20 protein-coding genes are annotated in these 24047 nt (G+C 61.0%); 4 read left to right on the plus strand and 16 right to left on the minus strand.

Going from position 1 to position 24047, the window contains the following annotated elements; all coding sequences use genetic code 11:
- Nucleotides 1-240: 240 nt before the first annotated feature.
- The 3 genes from M6G53_RS07115 to guaB form a co-directional block, all read right to left on the minus strand.
- Nucleotides 241-1449, minus strand: coding sequence for a tyrosine-type recombinase/integrase (locus M6G53_RS07115; RefSeq protein ID WP_253330107.1), 1209 nt, complete (start codon nt 1447-1449; stop codon nt 241-243).
- Between the two features lie 307 nt (nt 1450-1756).
- Nucleotides 1757-3334: a glutamine-hydrolyzing GMP synthase gene (gene guaA / locus M6G53_RS07120; RefSeq protein WP_019452367.1), complete on the minus strand. Its 1578-nt coding sequence runs from the start codon at nt 3332-3334 to the stop codon at nt 1757-1759.
- A 102-nt stretch (nt 3335-3436) separates the two neighbouring features.
- Entirely contained in the window at nt 3437-4900 is a 1464-nt protein-coding gene (gene guaB / locus M6G53_RS07125) for an IMP dehydrogenase (protein WP_004941460.1), read from the minus strand.
- Nucleotides 4901-5070: 170 nt separating this feature from the next.
- Here guaB and xseA point away from each other — a divergent pair, with 170 nt between their 5' ends.
- Nucleotides 5071-6447, plus strand: a complete 1377-nt coding sequence (gene xseA / locus M6G53_RS07130; protein ID WP_253330109.1) for an exodeoxyribonuclease VII large subunit — start codon at nt 5071-5073, stop codon at nt 6445-6447.
- Between the two features lie 3 nt (nt 6448-6450).
- Here xseA and M6G53_RS07135 read toward each other — a convergent pair whose 3' ends face one another.
- Both M6G53_RS07135 and M6G53_RS07140 read right to left on the minus strand, forming a co-directional pair.
- Complete coding sequence (locus M6G53_RS07135) at nt 6451-8817, minus strand: glycoside hydrolase family 31 protein (protein WP_253330111.1); 2367 nt, start codon at nt 8815-8817, stop codon at nt 6451-6453.
- A gap of 11 nt (nt 8818-8828) precedes the next feature.
- Nucleotides 8829-10139 (minus strand): MFS transporter, encoded by a 1311-nt coding sequence (locus tag M6G53_RS07140; RefSeq protein WP_033648908.1) that lies wholly within the window; start codon nt 10137-10139, stop codon nt 8829-8831.
- 358 nt (nt 10140-10497) lie between these two features.
- Here M6G53_RS07140 and M6G53_RS07145 point away from each other — a divergent pair, with 358 nt between their 5' ends.
- From M6G53_RS07145 to M6G53_RS07155, 3 genes are all read left to right on the plus strand, one after another.
- Entirely contained in the window at nt 10498-11580 is a 1083-nt protein-coding gene (locus tag M6G53_RS07145) for a LacI family DNA-binding transcriptional regulator (RefSeq protein WP_253330113.1), read from the plus strand.
- A gap of 62 nt (nt 11581-11642) precedes the next feature.
- The gene (locus M6G53_RS07150) at nt 11643-12668 is read left to right on the plus strand and encodes a M4 family metallopeptidase (protein WP_253330115.1); all 1026 of its coding nucleotides are present in this window, start codon (nt 11643-11645) and stop codon (nt 12666-12668) included.
- Nucleotides 12668-13009 carry a protealysin inhibitor emfourin gene (locus tag M6G53_RS07155; protein WP_033635587.1) on the plus strand — a complete coding sequence of 114 codons (342 nt, stop codon included), beginning with the start codon at nt 12668-12670 and terminating at the stop codon, nt 13007-13009. Before M6G53_RS07150 ends, M6G53_RS07155 begins: the two co-directional genes overlap by 1 nt.
- Nucleotides 13010-13013: 4 nt before the next feature.
- Here the strand turns inward: M6G53_RS07155 and M6G53_RS07160 are convergent, their stop codons facing one another.
- The 11 genes from M6G53_RS07160 to ndk form a co-directional block, all read right to left on the minus strand.
- On the minus strand, nt 13014-13235 hold the full coding sequence (locus tag M6G53_RS07160) for a zinc ribbon domain-containing protein (protein ID WP_253330117.1): 222 nt from the start codon (nt 13233-13235) through the stop codon (nt 13014-13016).
- 12 nt (nt 13236-13247) lie between these two features.
- A complete protein-coding gene (locus M6G53_RS07165; RefSeq protein ID WP_253330119.1) occupies nt 13248-14204 on the minus strand; it encodes an AEC family transporter in 957 nt (318 codons plus the stop codon).
- Between the two features lie 99 nt (nt 14205-14303).
- On the minus strand, nt 14304-15794 hold the full coding sequence (gene der / locus M6G53_RS07170) for a ribosome biogenesis GTPase Der (RefSeq protein WP_004941442.1): 1491 nt from the start codon (nt 15792-15794) through the stop codon (nt 14304-14306).
- A 131-nt stretch (nt 15795-15925) separates the two neighbouring features.
- Nucleotides 15926-17107 (minus strand): outer membrane protein assembly factor BamB, encoded by a 1182-nt coding sequence (gene bamB, locus M6G53_RS07175; RefSeq protein ID WP_253330122.1) that lies wholly within the window; start codon nt 17105-17107, stop codon nt 15926-15928.
- 11 nt (nt 17108-17118) lie between these two features.
- Nucleotides 17119-17739: a YfgM family protein gene (locus M6G53_RS07180; protein WP_253330124.1), complete on the minus strand. Its 621-nt coding sequence runs from the start codon at nt 17737-17739 to the stop codon at nt 17119-17121.
- 13 nt (nt 17740-17752) lie between these two features.
- Nucleotides 17753-19027, minus strand: a complete 1275-nt coding sequence (gene hisS / locus M6G53_RS07185) for a histidine--tRNA ligase (protein WP_253330126.1) — start codon at nt 19025-19027, stop codon at nt 17753-17755.
- Nucleotides 19028-19166: 139 nt separating this feature from the next.
- On the minus strand, nt 19167-20288 hold the full coding sequence (ispG, locus tag M6G53_RS07190; protein ID WP_016929756.1) for a flavodoxin-dependent (E)-4-hydroxy-3-methylbut-2-enyl-diphosphate synthase: 1122 nt from the start codon (nt 20286-20288) through the stop codon (nt 19167-19169).
- Between the two features lie 47 nt (nt 20289-20335).
- Complete coding sequence (rodZ, locus tag M6G53_RS07195) at nt 20336-21310, minus strand: cytoskeleton protein RodZ (protein WP_253330128.1); 975 nt, start codon at nt 21308-21310, stop codon at nt 20336-20338.
- Nucleotides 21300-22049: a type IV pilus biogenesis/stability protein PilW gene (pilW, locus tag M6G53_RS07200; protein WP_253330130.1), complete on the minus strand. Its 750-nt coding sequence runs from the start codon at nt 22047-22049 to the stop codon at nt 21300-21302. Before pilW ends, rodZ begins: the two co-directional genes overlap by 11 nt.
- Before the next feature lie 98 nt (nt 22050-22147).
- On the minus strand, nt 22148-23344 hold the full coding sequence (rlmN, locus tag M6G53_RS07205) for a dual-specificity RNA methyltransferase RlmN (protein WP_004941426.1): 1197 nt from the start codon (nt 23342-23344) through the stop codon (nt 22148-22150).
- Between the two features lie 237 nt (nt 23345-23581).
- A complete protein-coding gene (gene ndk, locus M6G53_RS07210) occupies nt 23582-24007 on the minus strand; it encodes a nucleoside-diphosphate kinase (RefSeq protein ID WP_004941424.1) in 426 nt (141 codons plus the stop codon).
- Nucleotides 24008-24047 lie beyond the last annotated feature (40 nt).

Here is a 24047-nt window from a genome sequence, read left to right on the forward strand (position 1 = left end):
CTGAAGGACAAATTAAAAAGTGGCCAACTTAAGAAACAGGCGCAAGCCGAAGTTTCTGAGTAACCACGATCAGGGGTGGGTCCGTTTTACTTTGGCAGGGTGGGTCACAATTCGATCGGTATTGACAAATAGGCACTTAAAGCCAATTTATTGCGTCCGGAAATTCATACGTTTTACGGACAAAAAAAAGCCCACCGAAGTGGGCATTTCGCGACAAAATGCAGGTCTCAAGGCTCCGAATCAGTCCTTGAGGCGGGGCTTCCTGATTGTCCACTCATCGATCATGTCCGCCCAATCCTGAAGCATTGCCCGGCGCTGATCGCGGTACTCAGCCTTGTTGTAGACGGCTCGAACGCCCTTCTGTTCGTGCGCAAGGCACTTCTCGATCCAGTCAGTGTTATAGCCCGCCTCATGCAGCAGCGTGCTGGCTGTGCGCCGCAAGTCGTGCGGTCCGAACTTGCCAAGCGACTGCCCTTCCTTCTGAGCCAGACGATAGGTCAGTGTGAGCACCTGATTGAGCGTGGCGCTGCTCATCGGCAAGTCCGAGTCATAGCGAGATGGCAGCACATACTCCGAACCGCCTGCGAAGGTTTTCAGGGCAATGAAAATGTCCAGCGCCTGCCTAGACAGGAACACCAAATGGGGATTGCGGCGCTTCATCCGCGCCTTGGGGATTGTCCAGAGCGCCTCGGTGAAATTGATTTCGCTCCATGTTGCGTTGGTCAGTTCGCTTTTGCGTACCATCGTCAGCAACAACAACTTGGCGGCCGCGCGGATCGAAGGTGTGGTGCCAATGCGCTCCATGTACTGGTACATCAAGCCGATTTCATCAGGCGTCAGTGCTCGATCTCGCGGCTCGAACTTTGCAATAGTCGACGGGCGCACCAAATCGGCCGGGTTCTCAACCTTCTGGCCGCGTTCTATAGCCCAACGGAAGACTTGCATCACAATTTCGCGGCAAAGCACGGCCGTTGCCGGTGCCCCGCGCTCCACAATCGCATCAGTCAGCGCCCGTAAATCCTCATGGGTGATTTCTGTCAGCTTCTGATTACCGAACTTCGGCTTAAGCTCGCGCTCGAAGGTAGCTCGACGCATATCGCGGGTAACGTCAGCCATTTGATAGCCGCGTAGCCACTTTTCGCCCCAAGCACCAAAGTTTTCAGCGTCCTTAACGCGGGCTTTGTCCCGCGCCTTCTCTTTGGCTGGAGATTTCCCTGCGGCGATCATCTTCTTGGCTTCGCCCAGCCGTTCGCGGGCTTCCGCTAGCGTGATCCCTCCGACACCGTAGCGGCCGAAGGTGATTGTCTCCTGCCTGCCATGGATCGAGTAGTTGTAGCGGAATGAAATCGAACCCGCTGGCGTGATGGCCACGTAGAGGCCGTCACGGTCATTCACTTTGTAGAGCTTGTCCTTTGGCTTGAGGTTGCGCAGCTTGGTATCAGTCAGCACGGTCGGGTTGGGTTTCCTCTAAAAAATACCATGCTCAAAAAGCCTTGCATTTTCTATAAAAATACCTACAAAACAATAAGTTACAAGAACTTAATACCATGCTCACCCCATCAGGAGCAACATGGTATCGAGCGCTGAACATGGCATCAGGTTCAAATCGTACCATCTACCATGCCATAGAAATCGGGTGCTTGGCGATGCGAAAATTTGCCAGACCGTGCCAAGCCAATAATGAAAAAAGCCCGTAATTACGCGGGCTTATAGGTATTCCAGTGCTCTTTGATGCCGGTCTATGCCGGACGCGGGATCATTCCCACTCAATCGTCGCCGGCGGCTTGCCGCTGATGTCGTACACCACGCGGGAGATGCCGTTCACTTCGTTGATGATGCGGTTGGAGACGCGGCCGAGGAAGTCATACGGCAGGTGCGCCCAGTGCGCGGTCATGAAGTCGATGGTTTCTACCGCACGCAGGGAGACGACCCAGTCGTATTTGCGGCCGTCGCCCATCACGCCGACCGAACGCACCGGCAGGAACACGGTGAACGCCTGGCTGACTTTGTTGTACAGGTCGGCTTTGTGCAGCTCTTCGATGAAGATGGCGTCGGCGCGGCGCAGCAGATCGCAGTACTCTTTCTTCACTTCGCCCAGCACGCGCACGCCCAGACCCGGGCCCGGGAACGGGTGACGGAACAGCATGTCGTACGGCAGGCCCAACTCCAGGCCGATCTTGCGCACTTCGTCTTTGAACAGCTCTTTCAGCGGCTCGACCAGGCCCAGCTTCATCTCTTTCGGCAGGCCGCCCACGTTGTGGTGCGACTTGATCACGTGCGCTTTGCCGGTGGCGGAAGCGGCGGATTCGATCACGTCCGGGTAGATGGTGCCCTGCGCCAGCCATTTCACCTGCTCTTGCTTGCAGGCTTCTTCGTCGAACACTTCAACGAACACGCGGCCGATGATTTTACGCTTGGCTTCCGGCTCGTCCACGCCTGCCAGCGCGGTCAGGAAGCGGTTTTCCGCCTCGACGTGCACGATGTTCAGGCCGAAGTGGTCGCCGAACATTTCCATCACCTGCTTGGCTTCGTTCAGGCGCAGCAGGCCGTTGTCAACGAATACGCAGGTCAGGCGTTTGCCGATGGCGCGGTGCAGCAGCATCGCGGTCACGGAGGAGTCGACGCCGCCGGACAGGCCGAGGATAACGTGGTCTTCACCCACCTGCTCGCGGATGCGCTCAACCGCATCTTCGATGATAGTGGCCGGGGTCCACAGGGCTTCACACTGGCAGATATCCAGTACGAAACGCTCCAGCATGCGCTGGCCCTGGCGGGTGTGGGTCACTTCCGGGTGGAACTGCACGCCGTAGAAGCGTTTTTCTTCGTTAGCCATAATGGCGAACGGGCAGGTGTCGGTGCTGGCAATGGTCACGAAGTCGGACGGGATCGCAGTCACTTTGTCGCCGTGGCTCATCCACACGTCCAGCAGCGGTTTGCCGGCCGGGCTGATGGCGTCTTCGATGTCGCGCAGCAGCGCGCTCTCTTTGACGATTTCCACCTGCGCGTAGCCGAACTCGCGCTCGTTGGAGCCCTGCACATGGCCACCCAGCTGCATCGCCATGGTCTGCATGCCGTAGCACACGCCCAGCACCGGCACGCCGGCGTTGAACACGTAATCCGGGGCGCGCGGGCTGCCGGCTTCGGTGGTGCTTTCCGGGCCGCCGGACAGGATGATGCCGCTTGGGTTGAATTCGCGGATCTGCTCTTCGCTAACGTCCCAGGCCCACAGTTCGCAGTAAACGCCGATTTCGCGCACGCGGCGGGCGACCAGTTGGGTGTATTGCGAACCGAAGTCCAGTATCAGGATGCGATGCTTATGGATATTTTGTGTCATGTGAGGCGAATTCCAGCAACAAGAGAAAAAGAGCGAAAATGTGTGTTTCGGGATGGGGCTTAACGCCCCACCCCGGCCTCTCACTCGGGAGAGGTTAAGGCATTAGCCCATGCGGTAGTTCGGCGACTCTTTGGTGATGGTCACGTCGTGCACGTGGCTTTCCTGAATGCCGGCGCCGCTGATGCGCACGAACTCTGCCTTGGTGCGCAGATCGTCGATGGTGGCGCAGCCGGTCAGGCCCATGCAGGAGCGCAGGCCGCCCATCTGCTGGTGCACGATGGCTTTCAGCATGCCTTTATAGGCCACGCGGCCTTCGATACCTTCCGGCACCAGTTTGTCGGCGGCGTTATCGGTCTGGAAGTAACGGTCGGAAGAGCCTTTGGACATCGCGCCCAGCGAGCCCATGCCGCGGTAAGATTTGAACGAACGGCCCTGATACAGCTCGATTTCGCCCGGGGATTCTTCGGTGCCCGCCAGCATGGAGCCGACCATCACGCAGGATGCGCCCGCGGCGATCGCTTTGGCGATGTCGCCGGAGAAGCGGATGCCGCCGTCGGCGATAACCGGGATGCCAGTGCCTTCCAGCGCTTCCACCGCGTCGGCGATGGCGGTGATCTGCGGTACGCCCACGCCGGTCACGATGCGGGTGGTGCAGATAGAGCCAGGGCCGATACCGACTTTCACCGCGCTCACGCCGGCTTCAGCCAGCGCTTTGGCGCCCGCTGCGGTCGCGACGTTGCCGCCGACGATCTGCAGATCCGGGTATTTGGCGCGGGTTTCGCGGATGCGCTGCAGCACGCCTTCGGAGTGGCCGTGCGAGGAGTCGATCAGCAGGACGTCAACGCCTGCCGCCACCAGCGCGTCAACGCGCTCTTCGTTGCCAGCGCCGGCGCCGACCGCCGCGCCCACGCGCAGACGGCCGTGCTCGTCTTTACAGGCGTTCGGTTTGCGTTCCGCTTTCTGGAAGTCTTTAACGGTGATCATGCCCAGCAGGTGGAAGCTGTCGTCCACCACCAGCGCTTTTTCTACGCGCTTTTCGTGCATCTTCTGCAGCACCACGTCGCGCGCTTCACCTTCTTTCACGGTGACCAGGCGATCTTTCGGCGTCATGACCGCGGTGACCGGCTGGGTCAGATCGGTCACGAAGCGCACGTCGCGGCCGGTGATGATGCCGACCAGCTCGTTGTCTTCGGTGACGACCGGGTAACCGGCGAAGCCGTTGCGCGCGGTCAGCTCTTTCACTTCCTGCAGCGTGGTGGCCGGGGTAACGGTCTGCGGGTCGGTGACTACGCCGCTTTCATGCTTCTTCACGCGGCTGACTTCTTCAGCCTGGCGCTCGATAGACATGTTTTTGTGGATGAAGCCCAGGCCGCCTTCCTGCGCCAGCGCAATGGCCAGGCCGGATTCGGTAACGGTATCCATGGCTGCGGACAGCATAGGGATGTTCAGGCGGATGGTTTTGGTCAGTTGAGTGCCGAGCTCTGCGGTGTTAGGCAGAACCGTGGAGTGGGCTGGAACCAGGAGGACGTCGTCAAACGTCAGAGCTTCTTTAGCGATACGTAGCATGGGCAATATCTCACCAGGGTGGGCTGTGAAAAAGATAAAATATTGCCGCGGCATTATACAGAGCGGAATCGGTTGCCTCCAGCACTTTCTTACAAAAAGTCTTGATTACCTTTTTCAGCCATGTAGTATCGACCAATTAAGTGATTGTTTTGAAATTTGATCTGGGTCACATGTCGCTACCTGTTTCGCCTTCCATTTTTACCGTAAGCCGCCTCAATCAGACGGTTCGCCAACTGCTGGAAATGGAAATGGGGCAGATTTGGCTCTCCGCCGAGATCTCCAACCTCTCCCAACCCGCTTCCGGCCACTGGTATTTCACGCTCAAAGACGACCGCGCCCAGGTGCGCTGCGCGATGTTCCGCAACAGCAACCGCCGCGTCACCTTCCGGCCGCAAAACGGCCAGCAGGTTTTGGTGCGCGCCAGCATCACGCTGTATGAACCACGCGGCGACTACCAGCTGATCGCCGAGAGCATGCAGCCCGCCGGCGACGGCCTGCTGCAGCAACAGTTCGAGCAGCTGAAACAGCGCCTGAGCGCCGAAGGGCTGTTCGATCAGCAATTCAAGCAGCCGCTGCCCGCCCCGGCCAAATGCGTCGGGGTGATCACCTCCGCCAGCGGCGCGGCGCTGCACGATATTCTGCAGGTATTGCAGCGGCGCGATCCGTCGCTGCCGATCGTCATCTACCCCACCTCGGTGCAGGGCGCGGAAGCGCCGATGCAGATCGTGCGCGCCATCGAGACCGCCAACCGCCGCGACGAATGCGACGTGCTGATCGTCGGCCGCGGCGGCGGTTCGCTGGAAGATCTGTGGAGCTTCAACGACGAACGCGTGGCGCGGGCGATCTTCGCCAGCCGCATTCCGATCGTCAGCGCCGTCGGCCATGAAACCGACGTCACCATCGCCGATTTCGTCGCCGATCTGCGTGCGCCGACCCCTTCCGCCGCCGCCGAACTGGTCAGCCGCAATCAGCTTGAGCTGTTGCGCCAGCTGCAGTCGCAGCAGCAGCGGCTGGAGATGGCGATGGATTACTACCTGGCGCAGCGCCAGCAGCAGTTCACCCGCATTCACCACCGTTTACAGCAGCAGCATCCGCATCTGCGCCTGGCGCGCCAGCAGACGCTGCTGTTCAAGCTGCAGCGCCGGATGGAAGACGGCATGCAGCAACAGCTGCGCCTGGCCGCCCGCCGCAGCGAACGCGCCCAGCAGCGGCTGGCGCAGGTGCAGCCGCAAGGCCGCATTCACCGCTACCAACAGCGCGTACAGCAGCAGGAATACCGCCTGCAGCAGGCGATGGAGCGGCAGCTTAACGCCTACCGCCAGCGCTTCGGCGTGGCCTGCAGCCAGCTGGAAACCGTCAGCCCGCTGGCAACGCTGGCGCGCGGCTACAGCGTGACGCAAACCCCGCGCGGCGAGCTGCTGAAAACCACCAAGCAGGCGCAGGTCGGCGAACTGCTGAAAACCCGCCTGCAGGACGGCTGGGTGGAAAGCGAGGTGAAAACCATCACCGTCGCCAAGAAGCCGCGCAAGAAGCGCGCGGCCGAGTAACCCCTACTCCAGCGTAAAACGCTCGCCCGGTTCGCCGTTTACCCACAGCGCGCGCGTCTCGCCTTCCGGCAGGCTGAGCGCCAACGTGCGCCAGGCCGGGCGGTAACGCCCTTCCGTCGCAATATCCAGCATGATGCGCTGATTGTCGCAGCGCATTTCCCAGCGCAGCCACAGCGCATCGCCCTGCCGCCAGCCTTCGCTTTCACCGTCGTCCTCAAACAGCAGCCCGCTGCTTACGCCGCAGCCCTTGAGCGGAAACAGCCGCAGCTCGCGCCGATCGTCGGCGGCCACGTCCACATGCGCCAACCGCTGCGACAGCGGCAGCGCCGCCCCGGCGCGCACCAGCAGCGGCAGACGCTCCAGCGGCGCCGCCAGCGTTACCGTTTGGCCGCCGCCGAACCACTGGCCGCTGTAGAAGCAGTACCAGCCTTCGCCGTTGTCCGGCAGATACACCGAACGCCGGCGCTGCCCCGGTTCCACTACGCTGGCCACCAGCAGATCGCGGCCGATCAGAAAATCGTCGTTCTCGCCGAAGGTGCGCGCATCCTGTTCATGATCGAGAAAGGTCGGGCGCAGCATCGGCTCATCGTCGGCGCAGGCCTGCCACAGCAGGGTGTAGAAATACGGCAGCAGCCGGTAACGCAGGTTGATCGCCTCACGCACCGCCGGGGTGGCGGCCGGGTACATCCAGGGCTCGTTGACCGTGGCGTCGTCGTTCCAGGAATGGATGGTGAAACGCGGATGCATCACGCCGTTTTGCACCCAGCGCACCAGCAGCTCCGCGTCCGGCTTGTCGCCGGAGAAGCCGCCGACGTCGTGGCCAAGGTTATACAGCCCGGACAGGCTCATGCCCAGCCCCATGCGAATGTTGTAGCGCAGCGTCTGCCAGCTGGTACGGTTGTCGCCGCTCCAGGTCTGCACGTAGCGCTGCATGCCGGCGCAGCCGGAGCGCGAGATCAGGTACGGCCGCTTCTGCGGCGCGAAGCGCTGCTGGGCCTCCATCGAGGCGCGCATCATCAGCAATGGCATCACCGGGCGGATGTGCTTGATGGCGATCGGCCGCCCGAAGCCGTGGCAGCGCGCCTCGCCGTCCCACACTTCGTACTCGTTGTTGTCGTTCCAGGTCGAATCGATGCCCATCTCCAGCAGCTGCTGCGTGACGCCCTGCTGCCACCAGCGCACCGCCGCCGGGTTGGTGAAGTCGAGGTGCGATCCCTCATCGTCCCAGAAGCTGGAGCGCTCGGGCGCGTCGCTTTGCGAATCGCGGATAAACAGCCCCTGCGCCGCCACCGCCTGATACTGCGGGTGATCCTGCAGCAGGCACGGCTTGATGTTGGCCGCCAGCCTGAGGCCGGCGTCGTGAAACGCCTGGCTCAATTGCCTGGGCTGCGGCACCTTGTCGTAATTCCAGTTGAACACGTAGCGTTTGTGGTTGATCGAGGTGTAGCCCGACGACAGCTGGAAGGAGTCGCAGGGAATGGCGTGTTGGCGGCACAGCGCGATGAACTGCTGCAGCTGCTGCTGGGCGTCCGGCGCGTCGGTGTAGTGCATGGTCGAACCGCTGTAGCCCAGGCTCCACTTCGGCCCGAAGTGGGTGCGGCCGGTCAGGCGCACGAAGGCCTTGGTGACGTCCACTACCTTCGGCCCGAGGAACAGGTAGTAATCCAGATCGCCCGCTTCGGCCTGATAGCGGCGATAGGCCGCGTGGTAGTTGTCGATCTCGTTGCCCAGATCCAGCCAGCAGCTGCTCAGGTTATCGTAAAACAGGCCGAAGCTCGCCTCCGGCCCGCGGGTGATGGTGAACGGAATGTGCTTGTACAGCGGATCGGTGCTGGCAGCGTTGTAGCCCATCGCGTCCAGGTTACGCATCTCGAAGCGGCGGCCGGTGCGTTCCAGATCGCCGGCTTTCTCCCCCAGGCCGTAATAGCGCTCATCGGCGAAACGGCGCTGATAGTGCGCCACACCGTCGCCGTGCGCATTGAGCAGGTAGGCGCTGGTCGGCCGGTCCGCCGCCAGCGGCCGCCATTCGCCGGCGGCGTTGCAGTACGCCCATTCCAGCCACAGCGGCTGATGCACCGTCACGCGCAGCCGCGGCGTGCTGACCACCAGCCGATCGCCCTCCTGGCGCAGCTGATAGCCCGGCAGGCTGAAGCCGGCGACGCTGAGCCGATCGCGCCCCTCCCAGGGCACATCCTCCTGCGGCGCGATGCTCCAGGTGCGATCCAGCGCCAGCTCGCCCTCACGTTTGATCAACACGCGGAACAGATCGTTTTCCAGCACGTACAGGCAGAAACGGTGGCGTTCATCGACCAGCAGCTCAACGTGGTCGGCATGCTGCGCCGCCAGCGTCCAGTTTTTCAAGGTTTTCATAAGCATTCCACTTAGCTGTGTGAAGGTGTTTTCTTACCGCCGCGTTCGGCGATCAGGGCAATCAGGAACAGGGCGCCGATAAGATCGAAGAAGCCCATGGCGATGAACAGCGGGTTGAAGCCGATAGTGTCGGATACCGCGCCGATCAGCAGCGTGAACAGGAAGCTGGCGATCCAGGCGCTGGAGCCGCGCATGCCGTTGACCGTCGCCATCTGGTTTTTATCGAACGACTCCACCACCAGCGCGCTGAGCATGCAGGAGATCACCTGGTGGCCGAAGCCGCCGATCGAGATCAGCGCGATCGCCACATAGGGATCTTGAGCGATCGCCACGAACGCCAGCGACACCATCAGAAAAGCGCCGGTCACCGAGCTGGCGACCACCGAGTTGACGCGGCTGCAGCCGAACCATTTGCGGTACAGGGTGGTGAGATAGCCGCTGGCGACGCTGCCGATATCCGCCGCCAGGAACGGCAGCCAGGCGAACATCGCGATCTGTTTCAGATCCATGCCACGTTCGGTGGCCAGGTACAGCGGCACCCAGAAGCTAAAGACCGCCCAGGCCGGCTCGGCGAGAAAGGCCGGGATGGCGATGCCGTAAAATTTCTTGTTCTTGCACAGGCTGGCCAGCGAGGTAAGGAACGGCAGCTTCGGCAGCACCGGTTCGTTGTCTTCACGGATCAGATCCAGCTCTTGCTGGCTGAGGTTCGGGTGTTGCTGCGGCGAGTGGTAGAACAGCCACCACAGCACTACCCAGATCAGCGCCAGCCCGCCGGAGAACAGGAAGGCGCCCTGCCAGCCGAAGGAGACGTGAGCGATGACGATGATCGGCGGTGCCAGCATGGCGCCGATGGAGAAACCGACGCCCGCCCAGCCGGCGGCGATCGGCCGCTCCTTCTTCGGGAACCAGTCGGAGATCGCCTTGGCGTTGGCCGGGGTGGCCGCCGCCTCCGCGCCCCCCATGAAGAAGCGCAGAATGGCCAGTTGCAGCCAACTGCCGGCGCCAGCGTGCAGCATGCATACCACCGCCCAAATGCCGGCGCAGATCAGAAAGCCCATCTTCAGGCCGATAACGTCGATCAGCCAGCCACAGATCGGCTGAAACACCGTGTAGGCCAGTTGGAACGACGCCACCACCCAGGCATATTGCTCGGTGCTCATGTTGAGGCTGGTTTTCAGCTCCGGCGCCAGAATGCCCAGCGAGTTGCGGGTGATGTAGTTGACCGTGACGCCCAGCAAGAACAGCGCCAGCATCCACCAGCGCAGCGATTTGAACTTGCGCCGGCCGCTCTGCGCGACCGCCTGATTGATCTCCACACTCATCGGTTCTCTCCCCGCGGCCGCCGGTTACGGCGACACGCGTTTTGGTAGGGTACGTTGTGCTATCAAACAAGGGGCGGTGAAAACGGGTCAGCGCCGTATCGCCAGCCGACAAACAATCACAACCCCATGATTTATTTTTTGTTTTCTTTTTCTTACACCGTTAAAATTGGACTGACAGGTTGCCAAAATTGGTGTGCCAATGCAGACTACTCAGCGAGAGCGCGCAGCGAAACGGGGTTTTTTGCAAAGATTTTCACGGGTGGGTGAAAAAATAATCATAATGACCGGGAAAACCGGTCGAGATGCTGAAAATCGCGGTGAAAATATTCTCATGGACGAATTTGAAGGAGATCACAAAATGAACGGAAAGCTGAAAATCCAGGAGATCGCCCGCCAAACCGGGCTATCGATCAGCACCGTTTCCCGCGTGCTGGCAGGCAAGGCCAACACCAGCGCCGAGGCGCGCCGCAAGGTGCTGGACTGTGCGCAGCAAAACGGCATTCTGCAGGGCATTTCCAGCGGCCGGCTGATGCTGAACAACGTGATGGTGTTCGCGCCGCAGCGCGCGTTCGACGTACGCACCGACATCTTCTACTACAAAGTCATTCAGGGCATCGCCACCGCGCTGATGGAGCACGAGGTGCGCATCCGCTACTGCGGGCTGGAAGAGCAGCACAGCGACGGCGCGCTGTTTCTGGAGAAGATGAGCGATCCGCACACCGAAGCGGCGCTGATCATCGGCATCGACGACGAGCACATCCACACCCTGGCCGCCGACCTGCACAAGCCCTGTGTGCTGATCAACAGCGGCGATCGGCAGATGCGGCTGGACAGCGTCTCGCCGGATCATCAGCTGATCGGCGACTACTCTGCCAGCTACCTGTTCCAGCAGGGACACAGCCATATCCTCAATCTGCAGTGTCTGCGCCGCCACACCATGGAGCTGCGGCTGGCGGGCATCCGGCAGGCCTACGCCCGGCATCATTTGCCGTTCGACGACGGCCGCCATCTGGTCACCACCTCCGGCTTCGGCAGCGAAGAGGCCGAGCAGGCGCTGACCACTTATCTCGACGGCATCCGCGGCCACTCGCCGCTGCCGACGGCGATCCTGGCCGGCGGCGACTATATGGCGGTCGGGGCGGTCAAGGCGCTCAACAAGCGTGGGCTGAGCGTGCCGGGCGACGTCTCGGTGATGAGCACCGACGGTTTCAACCTGGTGGAAATCCACGATGTGCCGCTGACCTCGGTGCAGGTGCCGCGCGACGAGCTGGGCTACGAGGCGATCCAGCTGCTGCAGAGGCGCATGCTGCGCGCCGACGCGCCACCGTGCAATCTGTTGCTGCACGGCCGGCTGGCGGTGCGCGCCTCGGTGCGGCGCATCAGCCCGCACAAGACCGCGCCGGCGGTGAGCACGCATGACCACAGGCTTTATGACGAGTAGACTACACTTAGGCACAGTGCATTCATTCGATGAGGTAAAAATTTTGCCTAAGGAGAGCCACTATGCCAGCCCAGCGCATGCGTTCCGTCATTCCTCCCTACATGCTGCGCCGCATCATTGAACACGGCAACGCCCCGCAGCGCGACTGCGCGCTGCACACGCTGAACCACGTGCAAAGCCTGCTCGGCAACAAGCCGCTGCGTTCGCCGACCGAGAAAAACGCCCGAGCCGGCGAAGCGCTGCGCGATATCTACGACGCCCAAAACGGCACCCAACTGCCCGGCAAACAGGTGCGTAAAGAGGGCCAACCCAGCAACCACGACGTGGCGGTGGACGAAGCCTACGACTATCTCGGCGTCACCTACAATTTCTTCTGGCAGGCCTACCGCCGCAATTCGCTGGATAACCAGGGGCTACCGCTGGTCGGCAGCGTACACTACGGCAAGGAGTACCAGAACGCCTTCTGGAACGGCCAGCAAATGGTGTTCGGCGACGGCGACGGCGAGATCTTCAACCGTTTCACCATCGCCATCGACGTGGTTGGCCACGAGCTGGCGCACGGCGTGACCGAGAGCGAAGCCGGGCTGATCTACTACCAGCAGTCCGGGGCGCTCAACGAGTCGCTGTCCGACGTGTTCGGCTCGCTGGTCAAGCAGTTCCACCTGCAGCAAACCGCCGATAAAGCCGACTGGTTGATCGGCGCCGGGCTGCTCGCCAAGGGCATCAAAGGCCAAGGGCTGCGTTCGATGTCGGCACCCGGCACCGCCTACGACGATCCGCTGCTGGGCAAAGATCCGCAGCCCGCCAGCATGAAGGATTATATCCAGACCAAGGAAGACAACGGCGGCGTGCACCTCAATTCCGGCATCCCCAACCGCGCTTTCTACCTGGCGGCGACGGCGCTGGGCGGCTTCGCCTGGGAGAAAGCCGGCTACGTCTGGTATGACACGGTGTGCGACAAAGCGCTGCCGCAAAACGCCGACTTCGCCACCTTCGCCCGCACCACGGTGAAACATGCGCTAGCGCGTTTCGACCAGAGCGTAGCGGACAAGGTGCAGCAAGCCTGGCATCAGGTGGGGGTGGAATAATGAAACCGCTGCCGACGCTCAATCAGGATACGGTCATTGAGCTGGCGCGCGAGGGAGGCTTCGCCTACATTCCCAAACTGGCGGGCCAGCGCCGCATCGCGCTGGCCGATATCACGCCGGAGCAGCGGCAGCGCCTGAATCAGTTGCTGAACCAGACGCTGCCCTATGCGCAGGAAGAAGGCCAGCCCACCTCCCCCGGCTGCGGTGACCAGCGCTACTACCGCGTGCAAATCAACTACACCAGCCCCACCCTAAGCACTGAGATCGTGCTGTTAATCCCGGAAAGCAGCGCGCCGCAGGCGCTGGTGGATCTGTGGAAAACCGGTCAGGTGGATGAGTGAGGGCTTACAGCGGCTGATAGCTGAAATTCACCCGTTTTTTGGAGATCAGCCCGTGCCCGTTCTGGCACAGGTAATCCACCGCCCCGCAGGCTTTCAACTCTTGCAGCGGCTGCCCGCACGCCGGGCAGCTCGCCAGCTGCCGATAATCGCGGAGGCAGGCTTCACAATGGTAGTGACCCGCTACCCACTTCATGGTCTGACTGCATTGCGGACAGTGCGCTTCCATAACGACTCCAGGTTAAATCGCGCCCCATGAGCGCAAGAAATAGATCCCCAACGCGGTGGTGAAGAACGAACCGACGGTGGTGATGGCGATAATGTTGGCCGCCAGCGTGGCGTTGCCGCCCATGGCGCGCGTCATCACATAGCTGCCCGAAGCGGTCGGCGTGGCGGAAAACAGGAAAATAATGCCCAGCGCCGCCCCCTGAAACCCGCACAGCCAGCCGGCCAGCGTCATCAGGCACGGCACCAGAAACAGCTTGGCCACCGACGACAGCGCCGCCACGTTGGACGAACGGAACATGGCGCGAAAATCCAGGCTGGCGCCGGTGCACAGCAGCGCCAGCGGCAGCGACAGCGCGGAGATATAGCTGCCGGTCTGGCGGATCACGGTCGGGATGCCCAGCCCGGTTTGCGCATACAGCAGCCCGCACACCAGGCCGATGATCAGCGGGTTGGTAACGATGCTGCGCAGCAGCGACAGGTGGCTGATTTTCTTGCCCTGCCCGCCCTGCAGGCTGCGCGTGAGGGTGATAACCGACAGCACGTTGAACAGGATCACCGTCACCGTCAGGTACAGCGAGGCGAGCGCAATGCCTTCGCTGCCGTAGGCGGTCATGGCATAGGCCAGGCCGACGATGGCGGTATTGGCGCGGAAACCGCCCTGTACGAACACCCCGCGCTCACGCGGCTCTTTCACCAGCCACTTGGCGGCCAGCTCCAAGAGCAGGAAGGTCGCCAGCGTGCCGACCGCGCCAAACAGCACCAGCGGCAGGTTGCCGAGCAGCTGCGGGTGGTTGGTGGCAATGCTGAAAAACAGCAGGCACGGCAGCGCCAGATTGAACACCAGGCGGGTCGCGCCGTCGACAAAGCGGTCATCCATCAGGCGCCAATGGCGCAGCAGGATCCCCAGCAGCATCATCAACAGATTCGGCACGGTGACGTTGAACGCAAAACTCCAGGTTTCCCAGGACATGGTGTTCCTTCAGGCAGGCGAGGTAATCTTCAGATAATAAAACGATTTCGGGCCAATAAAAAAGGGGCGCGGCATCACTGCCGCGCCCCTCATGAGCGATTACTTGCTCTTTTTCAGGTGGCTCATCAGGCGCTTGCGCTTACGCATCTGGGTCGGCGTCAGCAGGTTGCGTTTGCCGGCGAACGGGTTGTCCCCCTCTTTGAACTGGATGCGGATCGGCGTCCCCATCACGTTCAGCGAGCGGCGGAAGTAGTTCATCAGATAGCGCTTGTACGAATCGGCCAGATCGCTGACCTGGTTGCCGTGGATCACCACGATCGGCGGGTTGTAACCGCCGGCGTGGGCGTATTTCAGCTTCACGCGGCGGCCGCGCACCAACGGCGGCTGGTGATCGTCAACCGCCATCTGCATGATTTTGGTCAGCATCGAGGTGTTTACGCGACGAGTTGCGCACTCGTAAGCTTCCTGCACCGATTCGAACAGGTTGCCGACGCCGCTGCCGTGCAGCGCGGAAATGAAGTGCACGCGCGCGAAGTCGACGAAGCCCAGACGCAGGTCGAGCATCTCTTTCACGTGCTCGCGATCTTCTTCGCTCATGCCGTCCCACTTGTTGACCGCAATCACCAGTGAGCGCCCACTATTGAGGATAAAGCCGAGCAGCGAGAGATCCTGATCGGAGATGCCTTCACGCGCGTCGATCACCAGCAGCACGACGTTGGCGTCTTCAATCGCCTGCAGGGTTTTGATCACCGAGAACTTCTCGACGGTTTCGGTCACCTTGCCGCGTTTACGCACCCCGGCGGTGTCGATCAGCACGTATTCACGCTCGTCGCGCACCATCGGAATGTAGATGCTGTCGCGGGTGGTGCCCGGCATGTCATACACCACCACGCGCTCCTCGCCGAGGATGCGGTTAGTGAGCGTAGACTTACCGACGTTCGGGCGACCGACGATCGCCAGCTTGATCGGCAGATCCTGCGGGTTGAACGCTTCTTCCGGCTCTTCGTCTTCTTCGCCTTCCAGCGTTTCGCCGTTTTGCTCGGCCCAGTAAGCGGCGTTGGCCTCTTCCTCGGTCAGCTCGACGTCTTCCGGTTTTTCCGGCACAAACGGCACCAGCACGTGTTCGATCAGTTGGGTCACGCCACGGCCGTGAGAAGCGGCGATAGCGAACACTTCGCCCAGGCCGAGCGAGTAGAAATCGGCGGTGGCGGTGTCCGGATCCAGACCGTCGGTCTTGTTGGCCACCAGGAAGGTCGCCTTCTGGCGGCTGCGCAGGTGCTGGGCGATGCCCTGATCCGCCGGCATCAGGCCGGCGCGGGCATCGACCATGAACAGCACGATGTCCGCCTCTTCGATCGCCAGCAGCGACTGACCGGCCATGCGCGTTTCGACGCCGTCTTCGGTGCCGTCGATACCGCCGGTATCGACGATGATGAATTCATTGCCTTCGATTTCAGCACGACCATACTTGCGGTCACGCGTCAGCCCCGGGAAATCCGCCACCAGCGCATCGCGCGTATGGGTTAAACGGTTGAACAAGGTGGATTTACCCACATTCGGGCGCCCGACCAGCGCGACGACAGGTATCATTGTTGAAGCCTCATTACTTAATAATCAATGCGTTACTGCACTGTGGATAGACACCAGCGGTGCAGCTTATAAAAATACGAAACGGCCCCTGAACATTCAGGAGCCGTTTTCAAGCCTTGCGACGAGCGGCGTTAGCGGGTGAAAGCGTAAACTTTCCCGCCGCGAGCCTGGATGACCAGCTTGTCGCCGGCCACCATCGGCGCAGACAGGAAGCCGGAGCTGTCCACTTCCTGCTGGGCGACAAAACGGCCATCGGTGATGTTGATCCAGTGCAGATAGCCTTCGGCGTCACCGGTCACCAGATAACCATTATACATCACCGGCGGCGTCAGGTTGCGGTGCAGCAGATCGCTCTGCGTCCACACGGTCACGCCGCCTTCGGTGCTGAGCGCGACGACGCGGTCGTTCTGGTCGATCAGGTAGATGCGGCCCGCGTCAACGATAAAATCGTTCACCGAACCCAGCTCGCGTTTCCAGATGATCTGGCCGGAGCGCAGATCGAGCGCCGTCAGGTTGCCATTGTAACCCAGCGCGTAGACCACGCCGTCAACGATCACCGGCGTGGTGTCCACGTCGTTCAGGCGATCGATTTCGGTTGCGCCACTCGGCTGAGAAATGCGTTGTTGCCAGATCAGCTGGCCCTGCTGCATCAGCACGGCGCTGACGCGGCCGTTGTCACCGCCGACGATGGCGGCGCCAAAGGCGACGGCCGGCGCGGACTCACCGCGCAGCGACAGCGCAGGCATGTCCAGGTTAACCGTCCACTTCACCGCACCGTCGGCTTCGTTCAGCGCCTGCAGCATGCCGTTGGAGGTGTGCACCAACACCATGCCGTCGCTGACAACCGGACGGGAGATCGCTTCGCCGGCCACTTTGGTCTGCCAGGCGATGGCGCCGTCGGCGGTGTTCAATGCGTAAACCACCGCTTTTTCGCTGCCGACGTAAACCTTGTCACCCGCGACCGTCAGGCCGCCCGACAGCAGCGCCGACAGGTTGCTGGAGAAGAAACCGGTCTTCTCGGAGAGGTTGACCTTCCACTTCTCGTTGCCGCTGTCAGCGTCCATCGCTTTCACGATGCCGAAGCGATCGGCGGCGTAAATGGTGCTGTCCTGATAGGCCGGACGCAGGTGGGAGTAATACTCACCGATGCCGTCGCCCACCGAGGTGCTCCACGCCTTGTTCGGCGTAAACTGATTTTCAACTTTCGGCAACGGCGACATGGTAACCACGTCTTCTTCGCTGTTAAACAGCGAGCAACCACTCAGCAAGGCAGCGGAAACCAGTCCGACCAAGAGTGTTTTACGCAATTGCATGGGAATTCCCCTTAGCTGGACAAGTTATTCAATTTCATGCGCAGCAGAACCTGCAGCGCCTGAGAAGCGTTGGACTCAATGCCTTTGCTGTAAGCTTCACGCGCGCCCTTGGCGTCGCCCTTGGCCACCAGCACATCGCCGCGCACATCCTGCATCATCGCCGCCCAGCCTTCGCCTTTCACGCCATCCAGCGTTTTCAGCGCGTCATCCAGCTTTTTCTCCTGCAGCTGGACGCGCGCCAGACGCAGGTCGATCATCGCCAACAGGTTGTCGTCTTTGGTCTGGCCCTGTGCCAGCGCCAATTGCTGTTCCGCCTTGGCGAAATCATTTTGTTCGACAAAGTGTTTGGCCAATTGCAGCGCGGCCAATACGCCGTAGCTGTTGCCGTTAGCCTGGACAAACTTCTCCGCGGCAGCCACGTCATCCGGCTTGCCGGCCGTCAGACGATCGCTGGCTTCCTGATAGGATTGCGACGCAGCCATCATGTTGGCGTTTTCATGGCTCTGCCAGTAACGCCAGCCAACCAGGGCACCAATTCCGAGCACCACGCCCACCGCCAGCGCTTTGCCGTTTTCGGCAAAGAACCGACGCAGTGCGTCGACTTGTTCGTTTTCAGTGGTATAGACTTCCACGGTGTCCTTCTCCTTAACCTAACATCAAAGCCAGACGCGCAGCGACTTCGCTTTGCGCCAGCGTTTCTTGTTCACCACTGCGCAGGTCTTTCACCACCACCTGCTGCGCCGCCACTTCGCTCTCACCCAGGATCAGCGCGATGCGCGCGCCCCATTTGTCCGCACGGGTGATCTGTTTCTTGAAGTTGCCGCCGCCGTAATTGGTCATCAGCTTCAGCTGCGGCGCCGCGTCGCGCACCTGTTCAGCCAGCTGCATCGCCGCGCTCTGGGTGCCCGCGCCGGAAGAGATGACGTACACGTCGATAGCCGACGGTGCCTTGAATTCCGGATTGACCGCCTGCACCAGCAACACCAGGCGCTCGAGGCCCATGGCGAAACCGACCGCCGGGGTGGCGCGGCCGCCCAGCTGCTCGACCAGGCCGTCATAACGGCCGCCCGCGCAGACGGTGCCCTGCGCACCCAGGCTGGTGGTCACCCACTCAAACACGGTGCGGTTGTAGTAATCCAGGCCGCGCACCAGGCGCTCGTTAACGGTATATGGGATACCTGCCTGCGCCAAAAGTTCACACAGACCGGCGAAGTGAGCACGGGATTCTTCGTCCAGGTACTCGGACAGGCGCGGCGCGTCGTTCAACAGCGCCTGCACCTCAGGATTCTTGGAGTCCAGCACGCGCAGCGGGTTGCTGTACATGCGGCGTTTACAGTCTTCGTCCAGCACCTCGACGTGCTGCTCAAGGAACGCCACCAGCGCGTCGCGGTAGTTGGCGCGCGCCTCCAGCGAACCGATGGAGTTCAGCTCCAGGTTGACGTGCTCGGCGATGCCCAGCGCTTTCCACCAGCGGGCCGTCAGCAGGATCAGCTCGGCGTCGATGTCCGGGCCTTGCAGGCCGAACACTTCCGCGCCCAGCTGATGGAACTGACGGTAGCGGCCCTTCTGCGGGCGCTCGTAGCGGAACATCGGGCCGATGTACCACAGACGCTGCTCCTGATTGTACAGCAGACCATGTTCGATGCCGGCGCGCACGCAGCCGGCCGTCCCTTCAGGACGCAGCGTCAGGCTTTCGCCGTTGCGGTCTTCGAAGGTATACATCTCTTTTTCCACGACGTCGGTCACTTCGCCGATCGCGCGTTTGAATAACGGGGTCTGCTCTACAATCGGCAACCGGATTTCGCTGTAACCGTAGCTGCCCAGCACCTGTTTGAGGGTGCCTTCAATACGCTGCCATAATGCCGTTTCTTCCGGCAGGTAGTCGTTCATGCCGCGAATGGCTTGAATGTTCTTTGCCACGTGAGTTCTCTGTCCGTTGTCTGTAAAAATGAACCCGATTATAGGGACTTTGCCGCCCGGTATTCAACGCGGATGCGGTTTTCTGCCCTTCAGGTTCATAAACAAGCGGGCCAACAGGCCCGCCGTGTAGCGATAACGCTTATTTTTCCAGCAGGTTGACCGTGATGCGGTTGCTTTCGTCCATCATCGCGGCCTTGGCGCGAATCTTCGCTTCCAGCTGGTCGATCATCTGTTCGTTGTCGAAACGCTCTTTCTGGCGCACGCCGTCTTCATAGAAGCCGCTCTTCTTGTGGCCGCCGGTCACGCCCATGGTGGATACCAGCGCTTCGCCCGGGCCGTTCACCACGCAGCCGATGATCGAAACGTCCATCGGCGTGATGATGTCTTCCAGGCGCTGCTCCAGCGCGTTCACCGTGCCGATCACGTCGAACTCCTGACGCGAACAGGTCGGGCAGGCGATGAAGTTGATGCCGCGCGCGCGGATGCGCAGCGACTTCAGAATATCGAAACCGACCTTCACCTCTTCGACCGGATCCGCCGCCAGCGAGATGCGCAGGGTGTCGCCGATGCCTTCAGACAGCAGCATGCCCAGGCCGATGGCCGATTTGACCGACCCGCTGCGCGCGCCGCCGGCCTCGGTGATGCCCAGATGCAGCGGCTGATCGATACGCGACGCCAGCAGACGGTAGGATTGCACCGCCAGGAACACGTCCGACGCCTTGACGCTGACTTTAAACTGGTCGAAGTTGAGGCGATCGAGGATGTCCACATGGCGCATGGCGGACTCCAGCAGCGCTTCCGGCGTAGGTTCGCCGTACTTTTCCTGCAGGTCTTTCTCCAGCGAGCCGCCGTTGACGCCGATGCGAATCGGGATGTTCTTGTCGCGGGCGCAGTCCACCACCGAGCGAATGCGCGATTCGTTGCCGATGTTGCCGGGGTTGATGCGCAGGCAGTCTACGCCGTATTCGGCAACCTGCAGCGCGATGCGATAATCGAAGTGGATATCGGCGACCAGCGGCACGTTGACCTGCTGCTTGATCAGCTTGAACGCCTCGGCGGCGTCCATGGTAGGAACCGAAACGCGGACGATGTCGACGCCCACGCGCTCCAGCGCTTTGATTTGATTAACCGTTGCTTCAACATCGGTGGTACGGGTGTTGGTCATCGACTGCACGGCAATCGGCGCGCCATCACCAATAGGCACCTTGCCGACGTAAATGCGCGTGGATTTTCGACGGTTGATGGGCGCTTGGTTATGCATTACTTACTCTCCATTGCTGCTCTGACATCACGACCGGGGCCGCGCGATTACTGCGCGGCGACGGTCAGGCGAGCAACACGGTTTGACTTAACGAACCGGCTTAAATCCACCGGCTTACCCTGATACTGGATCTGTACTGCCGCCGGTGCGCCAATGGTCAATTTATACGGCGCAGTGCCGGCCAGGTTCAGCTTGCCGCCCTTCTTCTGGGTGCCGCTGAACAGCGTTTTACCGCTCGCGTCGCTCACCTGCAACCAGCAGTCGGCGGAAAAATCCATCACCAGCGCGTTCGGATCGGCCACCGGCGCAGCCACGCCCGCATCGGCGGTCGGCAGCGGCGTTTGTGCCGCCGGCGCCGTTTCCGGCAGGGTGGTCTGACTTGGCGACACCACGGCAGGCTGCTGCTGAACCGCGCCTGGCGCCTGGGCGGTCGCCGCCGGCGCCTGAGCCGCCGCGCCGGCATCGGCCGGCGCAGCGCTGTTGTCGGTCAACGGCACGTTGGTGCCGGCGTCGGCGTTGCCGTCGGTCAGCGGCACGGACTGCCCTTCGTTATTCTGTGAAAGCTGCGCGGAGGACTGATCCGCCATAGTGGCGATCTCTTCCTGCTGCGCCTTGTGGTTTTGCCACCACCAGGCGCCGGTCAGGCCGATCACCACGAACACGATAAGCCAGGTGAAGCTCATCAGCCAGCCGTCGCGTTTCTTGCGGCGCTTGCCCAGCGAGAAGCTTTGCATCGGCGCCACTTTCGCCATCTTCAACGGCGCCTGCTTGGCCAGCATCGGCAGCAGTTCGTCTTCCGGCAAATGCACCAGCTTGGCGTAGGAACGGATGTAGCCGCGCACGAAGGTAGACGCGAGGTCAGCAGACACGCTGTCTTCCTCGATATCGCGCACGGTGGACATTTTGAGACACAGGCGTTCTGCAACGGTCTGTTGGCTCAGCCCGAGTTGCTCACGGGCCTGACGCAGGCGCTGGCCCGTCGTCATGGATACGGTTTTATCTTGGGAGGCTTCAGTATTCATTAGCTAAGAACTGCTGGTACTGTTTGGATTGTGGAAAACTTCGCGCTAGCTGCTTGCCATAGCGTTGAACGCTATCCTGGCGGCCGGCTAACGCGGCGAAACGAATCTGTAACCATAAGCTGCTGGCGCTGGCCGGCAGAACATGCTGATAAACATCCAATAAAAGTTGCGACTGGGCGCGCTTCCCTTCTCCAAATTGCTTTTCGGCCTCCGCCAACAGCGGCGTGCCTTTATCCGGATCGGCCTTCAGCGCGCGGCTCAACAGCGTGCGCGCCTCATCGTTTTGTCCGGCCTTGAGAAAACAGTAACCTGCGTTTTCCAGGCTGTCGGCGACCTGGCCATAATCGGGCACCAGCGCCGCAGCGCTAAACTGCTGTTGCGCCGGTACATACTGCCCTAAACCGCAAAGAAACGCACCGTAATTATTCAATACGGTGCCATTGCCTGGCGCAAGTTTGAGCGCTTGCCGATAGCGCTGTTCGGCCGCGGCGTTCTCACCGTTCCGCTGCGCGTAGAGCGCCATGCCCAACTGCGTGCGGTAATCCTGCGGGGCCGCGTCCAGCGCCTTTTCCAGGTTCTGGCGTGCGGCGTCCATGTCGCCTTGCTGCAGGTACTCCAGGCCCAGTTGCAACCGCGTCTGGCCCGCCTCAGAGACTTGTGCTTCCTTTTCCGGCGCTGAACCGGAACACCCGGCCAACAATCCGGCCGCCAGCCACACACCCCACCGTTTCAGCTTCATGCCCGCATTCATTTCCTTATCGGCCGTCAGCTAACGCCCGTTAGCGACACGCTTTCGCATAACAGGCTGTTAGATAACATAAAATGGTGCTATAGGATTCAGACCGCCCGTACGTTGATAGGTTCCCCGGCCATTTTCTTCTTCAGGGTACGCTTGGTACGGTCGATCACTTCACCCGCCAGTTGCCCGCAGGCGGCGTCGATATCGTCACCACGGGTTTTACGAACAATAGTCGTAAAGCCGTATTCCATCAACACCTTGGAGAAACGATCCACCCGGCTGTTGGAGCTGCGGCCGTACGGAGCGCCCGGGAACGGGTTCCATGGGATCAGGTTGATCTTGCACGGCGTGTCTTTCAGCACTTCCGCCAGCTGATGCGCATCGTCGGTGCTGTCGTTGATGTGATCCAGCATCACGTACTCGACGGTGACGCGGCCCTGGTTGGCGTTGGATTTCTCCAGGTAGCGACGCACCGCAGACAGGAAGGTCTCGATGTTGTACTTGCGGTTGATCGGCACGATCTCATCGCGGATGGTGTCGTTCGGCGCGTGCAGCGAGATCGCCAGCGCCACGTCGATCATGTCGCCCAGCTTGTCCAGCGCCGGCACCACGCCGGAGGTAGACAGGGTCACGCGGCGTTTGGACAGGCCAAAGCCGAAATCGTCCAGCATGATTTCCATCGCCGGCACCACGTTGTTCAGGTTGAGCAGCGGCTCGCCCATGCCCATCATCACCACGTTGGTGATCGGACGTTGGCCGGTCACCTTCAGCGCGCCGATGATTTTCGCCGCGCGCCACACCTGGCCGATGATTTCCGACACGCGCAGGTTGCGGTTGAAGCCCTGCTGCGCCGTCGAACAGAATTTGCACTCCAGCGCGCAGCCTACCTGCGAGGAGACGCACAGCGTCGCGCGGTCGGCTTCCGGGATGTACACGGTCTCGACCTGCTGATCGCCGACTTTAATCGCCCACTTGATGGTGCCGTCGGCCGAACGCTGTTCTTCCGCCACTTCCGGCGCGCGGATCTCCGCCACGCGCTGCAGCTTGCCGCGCAGCACTTTGTTGATGTCGGTCATCTGCTCGAAATCGTCGCAGCAGTAGTGGTAAATCCACTTCATCACCTGATCGGCGCGGAACGGTTTCTCGCCCATTTCGGCGAAGAACTCGCGCATTTGCTGGCGGTTCAGGTCCAACAGGTTGATTTTGGCCGCAGCCGGTTGCTCCACGTTAACGGAGGGGGTAGTCAGCGAATTATTTTCAGACACGGTGTGCTCGGACGTGATGGGTTCTAACATAATGATCTCTGGCCTCGTTATTACACGTTATGGCGCTAAAGAATGGACAGTAAGTTGTGCATTTCAGCCCGCATGATTCGGGTGGCGGCACTAAAAACACGCCCCTGACAAGTCGTCTTATCAGGGGCGCGGCATTGTACAAATTTTAGTAGCGGGTGGCTACGGCTGAAAGGCATTCAGGGCATTTTTATTGTTTCAGCCGGTGAATGCCTGGTTATCAGCCAAGAAACGGCACGATTAACGTGCGCAGATTTCGCTTTCGTTGAAGAAGTAAGCGATTTCACGCTGTGCGGATTCAACGGAGTCGGAACCGTGAACGGCGTTAGCGGTGAAGCTGTCCGCGTAGTCGGCACGCAGGGTGCCGGCCAGCGCGTTGTCCGGGTTGGTTGCGCCCATGATGTCACGGTTGCGCTGCACGGCGTTTTCAGATTCCAGAACCTGCACCATGATTGGGCCGGAGGTCATGAACTCAACCAGACCGTCGAAGAATGGACGGCCTTTGTGCTCAGCGTAGAAGCCTTCAGCTTGTTCGCGAGTCAGACGCAGCATTTTAGCGGCGATGATTTTGAAACCGGCGCGCTCGAAACGCGCATAGATAGCGCCGATGTCGTTGTTGGCTACAGCGTTTGGTTTAACGATGGAAAAGGTACGTTCTACGGTCATGATGGCCTCTGTATGACTTCCAAAACAGGCCGGTCTGCAA

This window comes from Serratia nevei, from assembly GCF_024160145.1.
GTDB lineage: Bacteria > Pseudomonadota > Gammaproteobacteria > Enterobacterales > Enterobacteriaceae > Serratia > Serratia nevei_A.

Coding starts and splice junctions, on each gene's coding strand:
- ndk (WP_004941424.1), bottom strand. CDS start 24,007: ATGACCGTAGAACGTACCTTTTCCATCGTTAAACCAAACGCTGTAGCC.
- rodZ (WP_253330128.1), bottom strand. CDS start 21,310: ATGAATACTGAAGCCTCCCAAGATAAAACCGTATCCATGACGACGGGC.
- guaA (WP_019452367.1), bottom strand. CDS start 3,334: ATGACACAAAATATCCATAAGCATCGCATCCTGATACTGGACTTCGGT.
- guaB (WP_004941460.1), bottom strand. CDS start 4,900: ATGCTACGTATCGCTAAAGAAGCTCTGACGTTTGACGACGTCCTCCTG.
- M6G53_RS07160 (WP_253330117.1), bottom strand. CDS start 13,235: ATGGAAGCGCACTGTCCGCAATGCAGTCAGACCATGAAGTGGGTAGCG.
- der (WP_004941442.1), bottom strand. CDS start 15,794: ATGATACCTGTCGTCGCGCTGGTCGGGCGCCCGAATGTGGGTAAATCC.
- M6G53_RS07155 (WP_033635587.1), top strand. CDS start 12,668: ATGAAACCGCTGCCGACGCTCAATCAGGATACGGTCATTGAGCTGGCG.
- M6G53_RS07145 (WP_253330113.1), top strand. CDS start 10,498: ATGAACGGAAAGCTGAAAATCCAGGAGATCGCCCGCCAAACCGGGCTA.
- xseA (WP_253330109.1), top strand. CDS start 5,071: ATGTCGCTACCTGTTTCGCCTTCCATTTTTACCGTAAGCCGCCTCAAT.
- ispG (WP_016929756.1), bottom strand. CDS start 20,288: ATGCATAACCAAGCGCCCATCAACCGTCGAAAATCCACGCGCATTTAC.
- M6G53_RS07150 (WP_253330115.1), top strand. CDS start 11,643: ATGCCAGCCCAGCGCATGCGTTCCGTCATTCCTCCCTACATGCTGCGC.
- M6G53_RS07140 (WP_033648908.1), bottom strand. CDS start 10,139: ATGAGTGTGGAGATCAATCAGGCGGTCGCGCAGAGCGGCCGGCGCAAG.
- M6G53_RS07165 (WP_253330119.1), bottom strand. CDS start 14,204: ATGTCCTGGGAAACCTGGAGTTTTGCGTTCAACGTCACCGTGCCGAAT.
- M6G53_RS07135 (WP_253330111.1), bottom strand. CDS start 8,817: ATGAAAACCTTGAAAAACTGGACGCTGGCGGCGCAGCATGCCGACCAC.
- bamB (WP_253330122.1), bottom strand. CDS start 17,107: ATGCAATTGCGTAAAACACTCTTGGTCGGACTGGTTTCCGCTGCCTTG.
- rlmN (WP_004941426.1), bottom strand. CDS start 23,344: ATGTTAGAACCCATCACGTCCGAGCACACCGTGTCTGAAAATAATTCG.
- pilW (WP_253330130.1), bottom strand. CDS start 22,049: ATGAAGCTGAAACGGTGGGGTGTGTGGCTGGCGGCCGGATTGTTGGCC.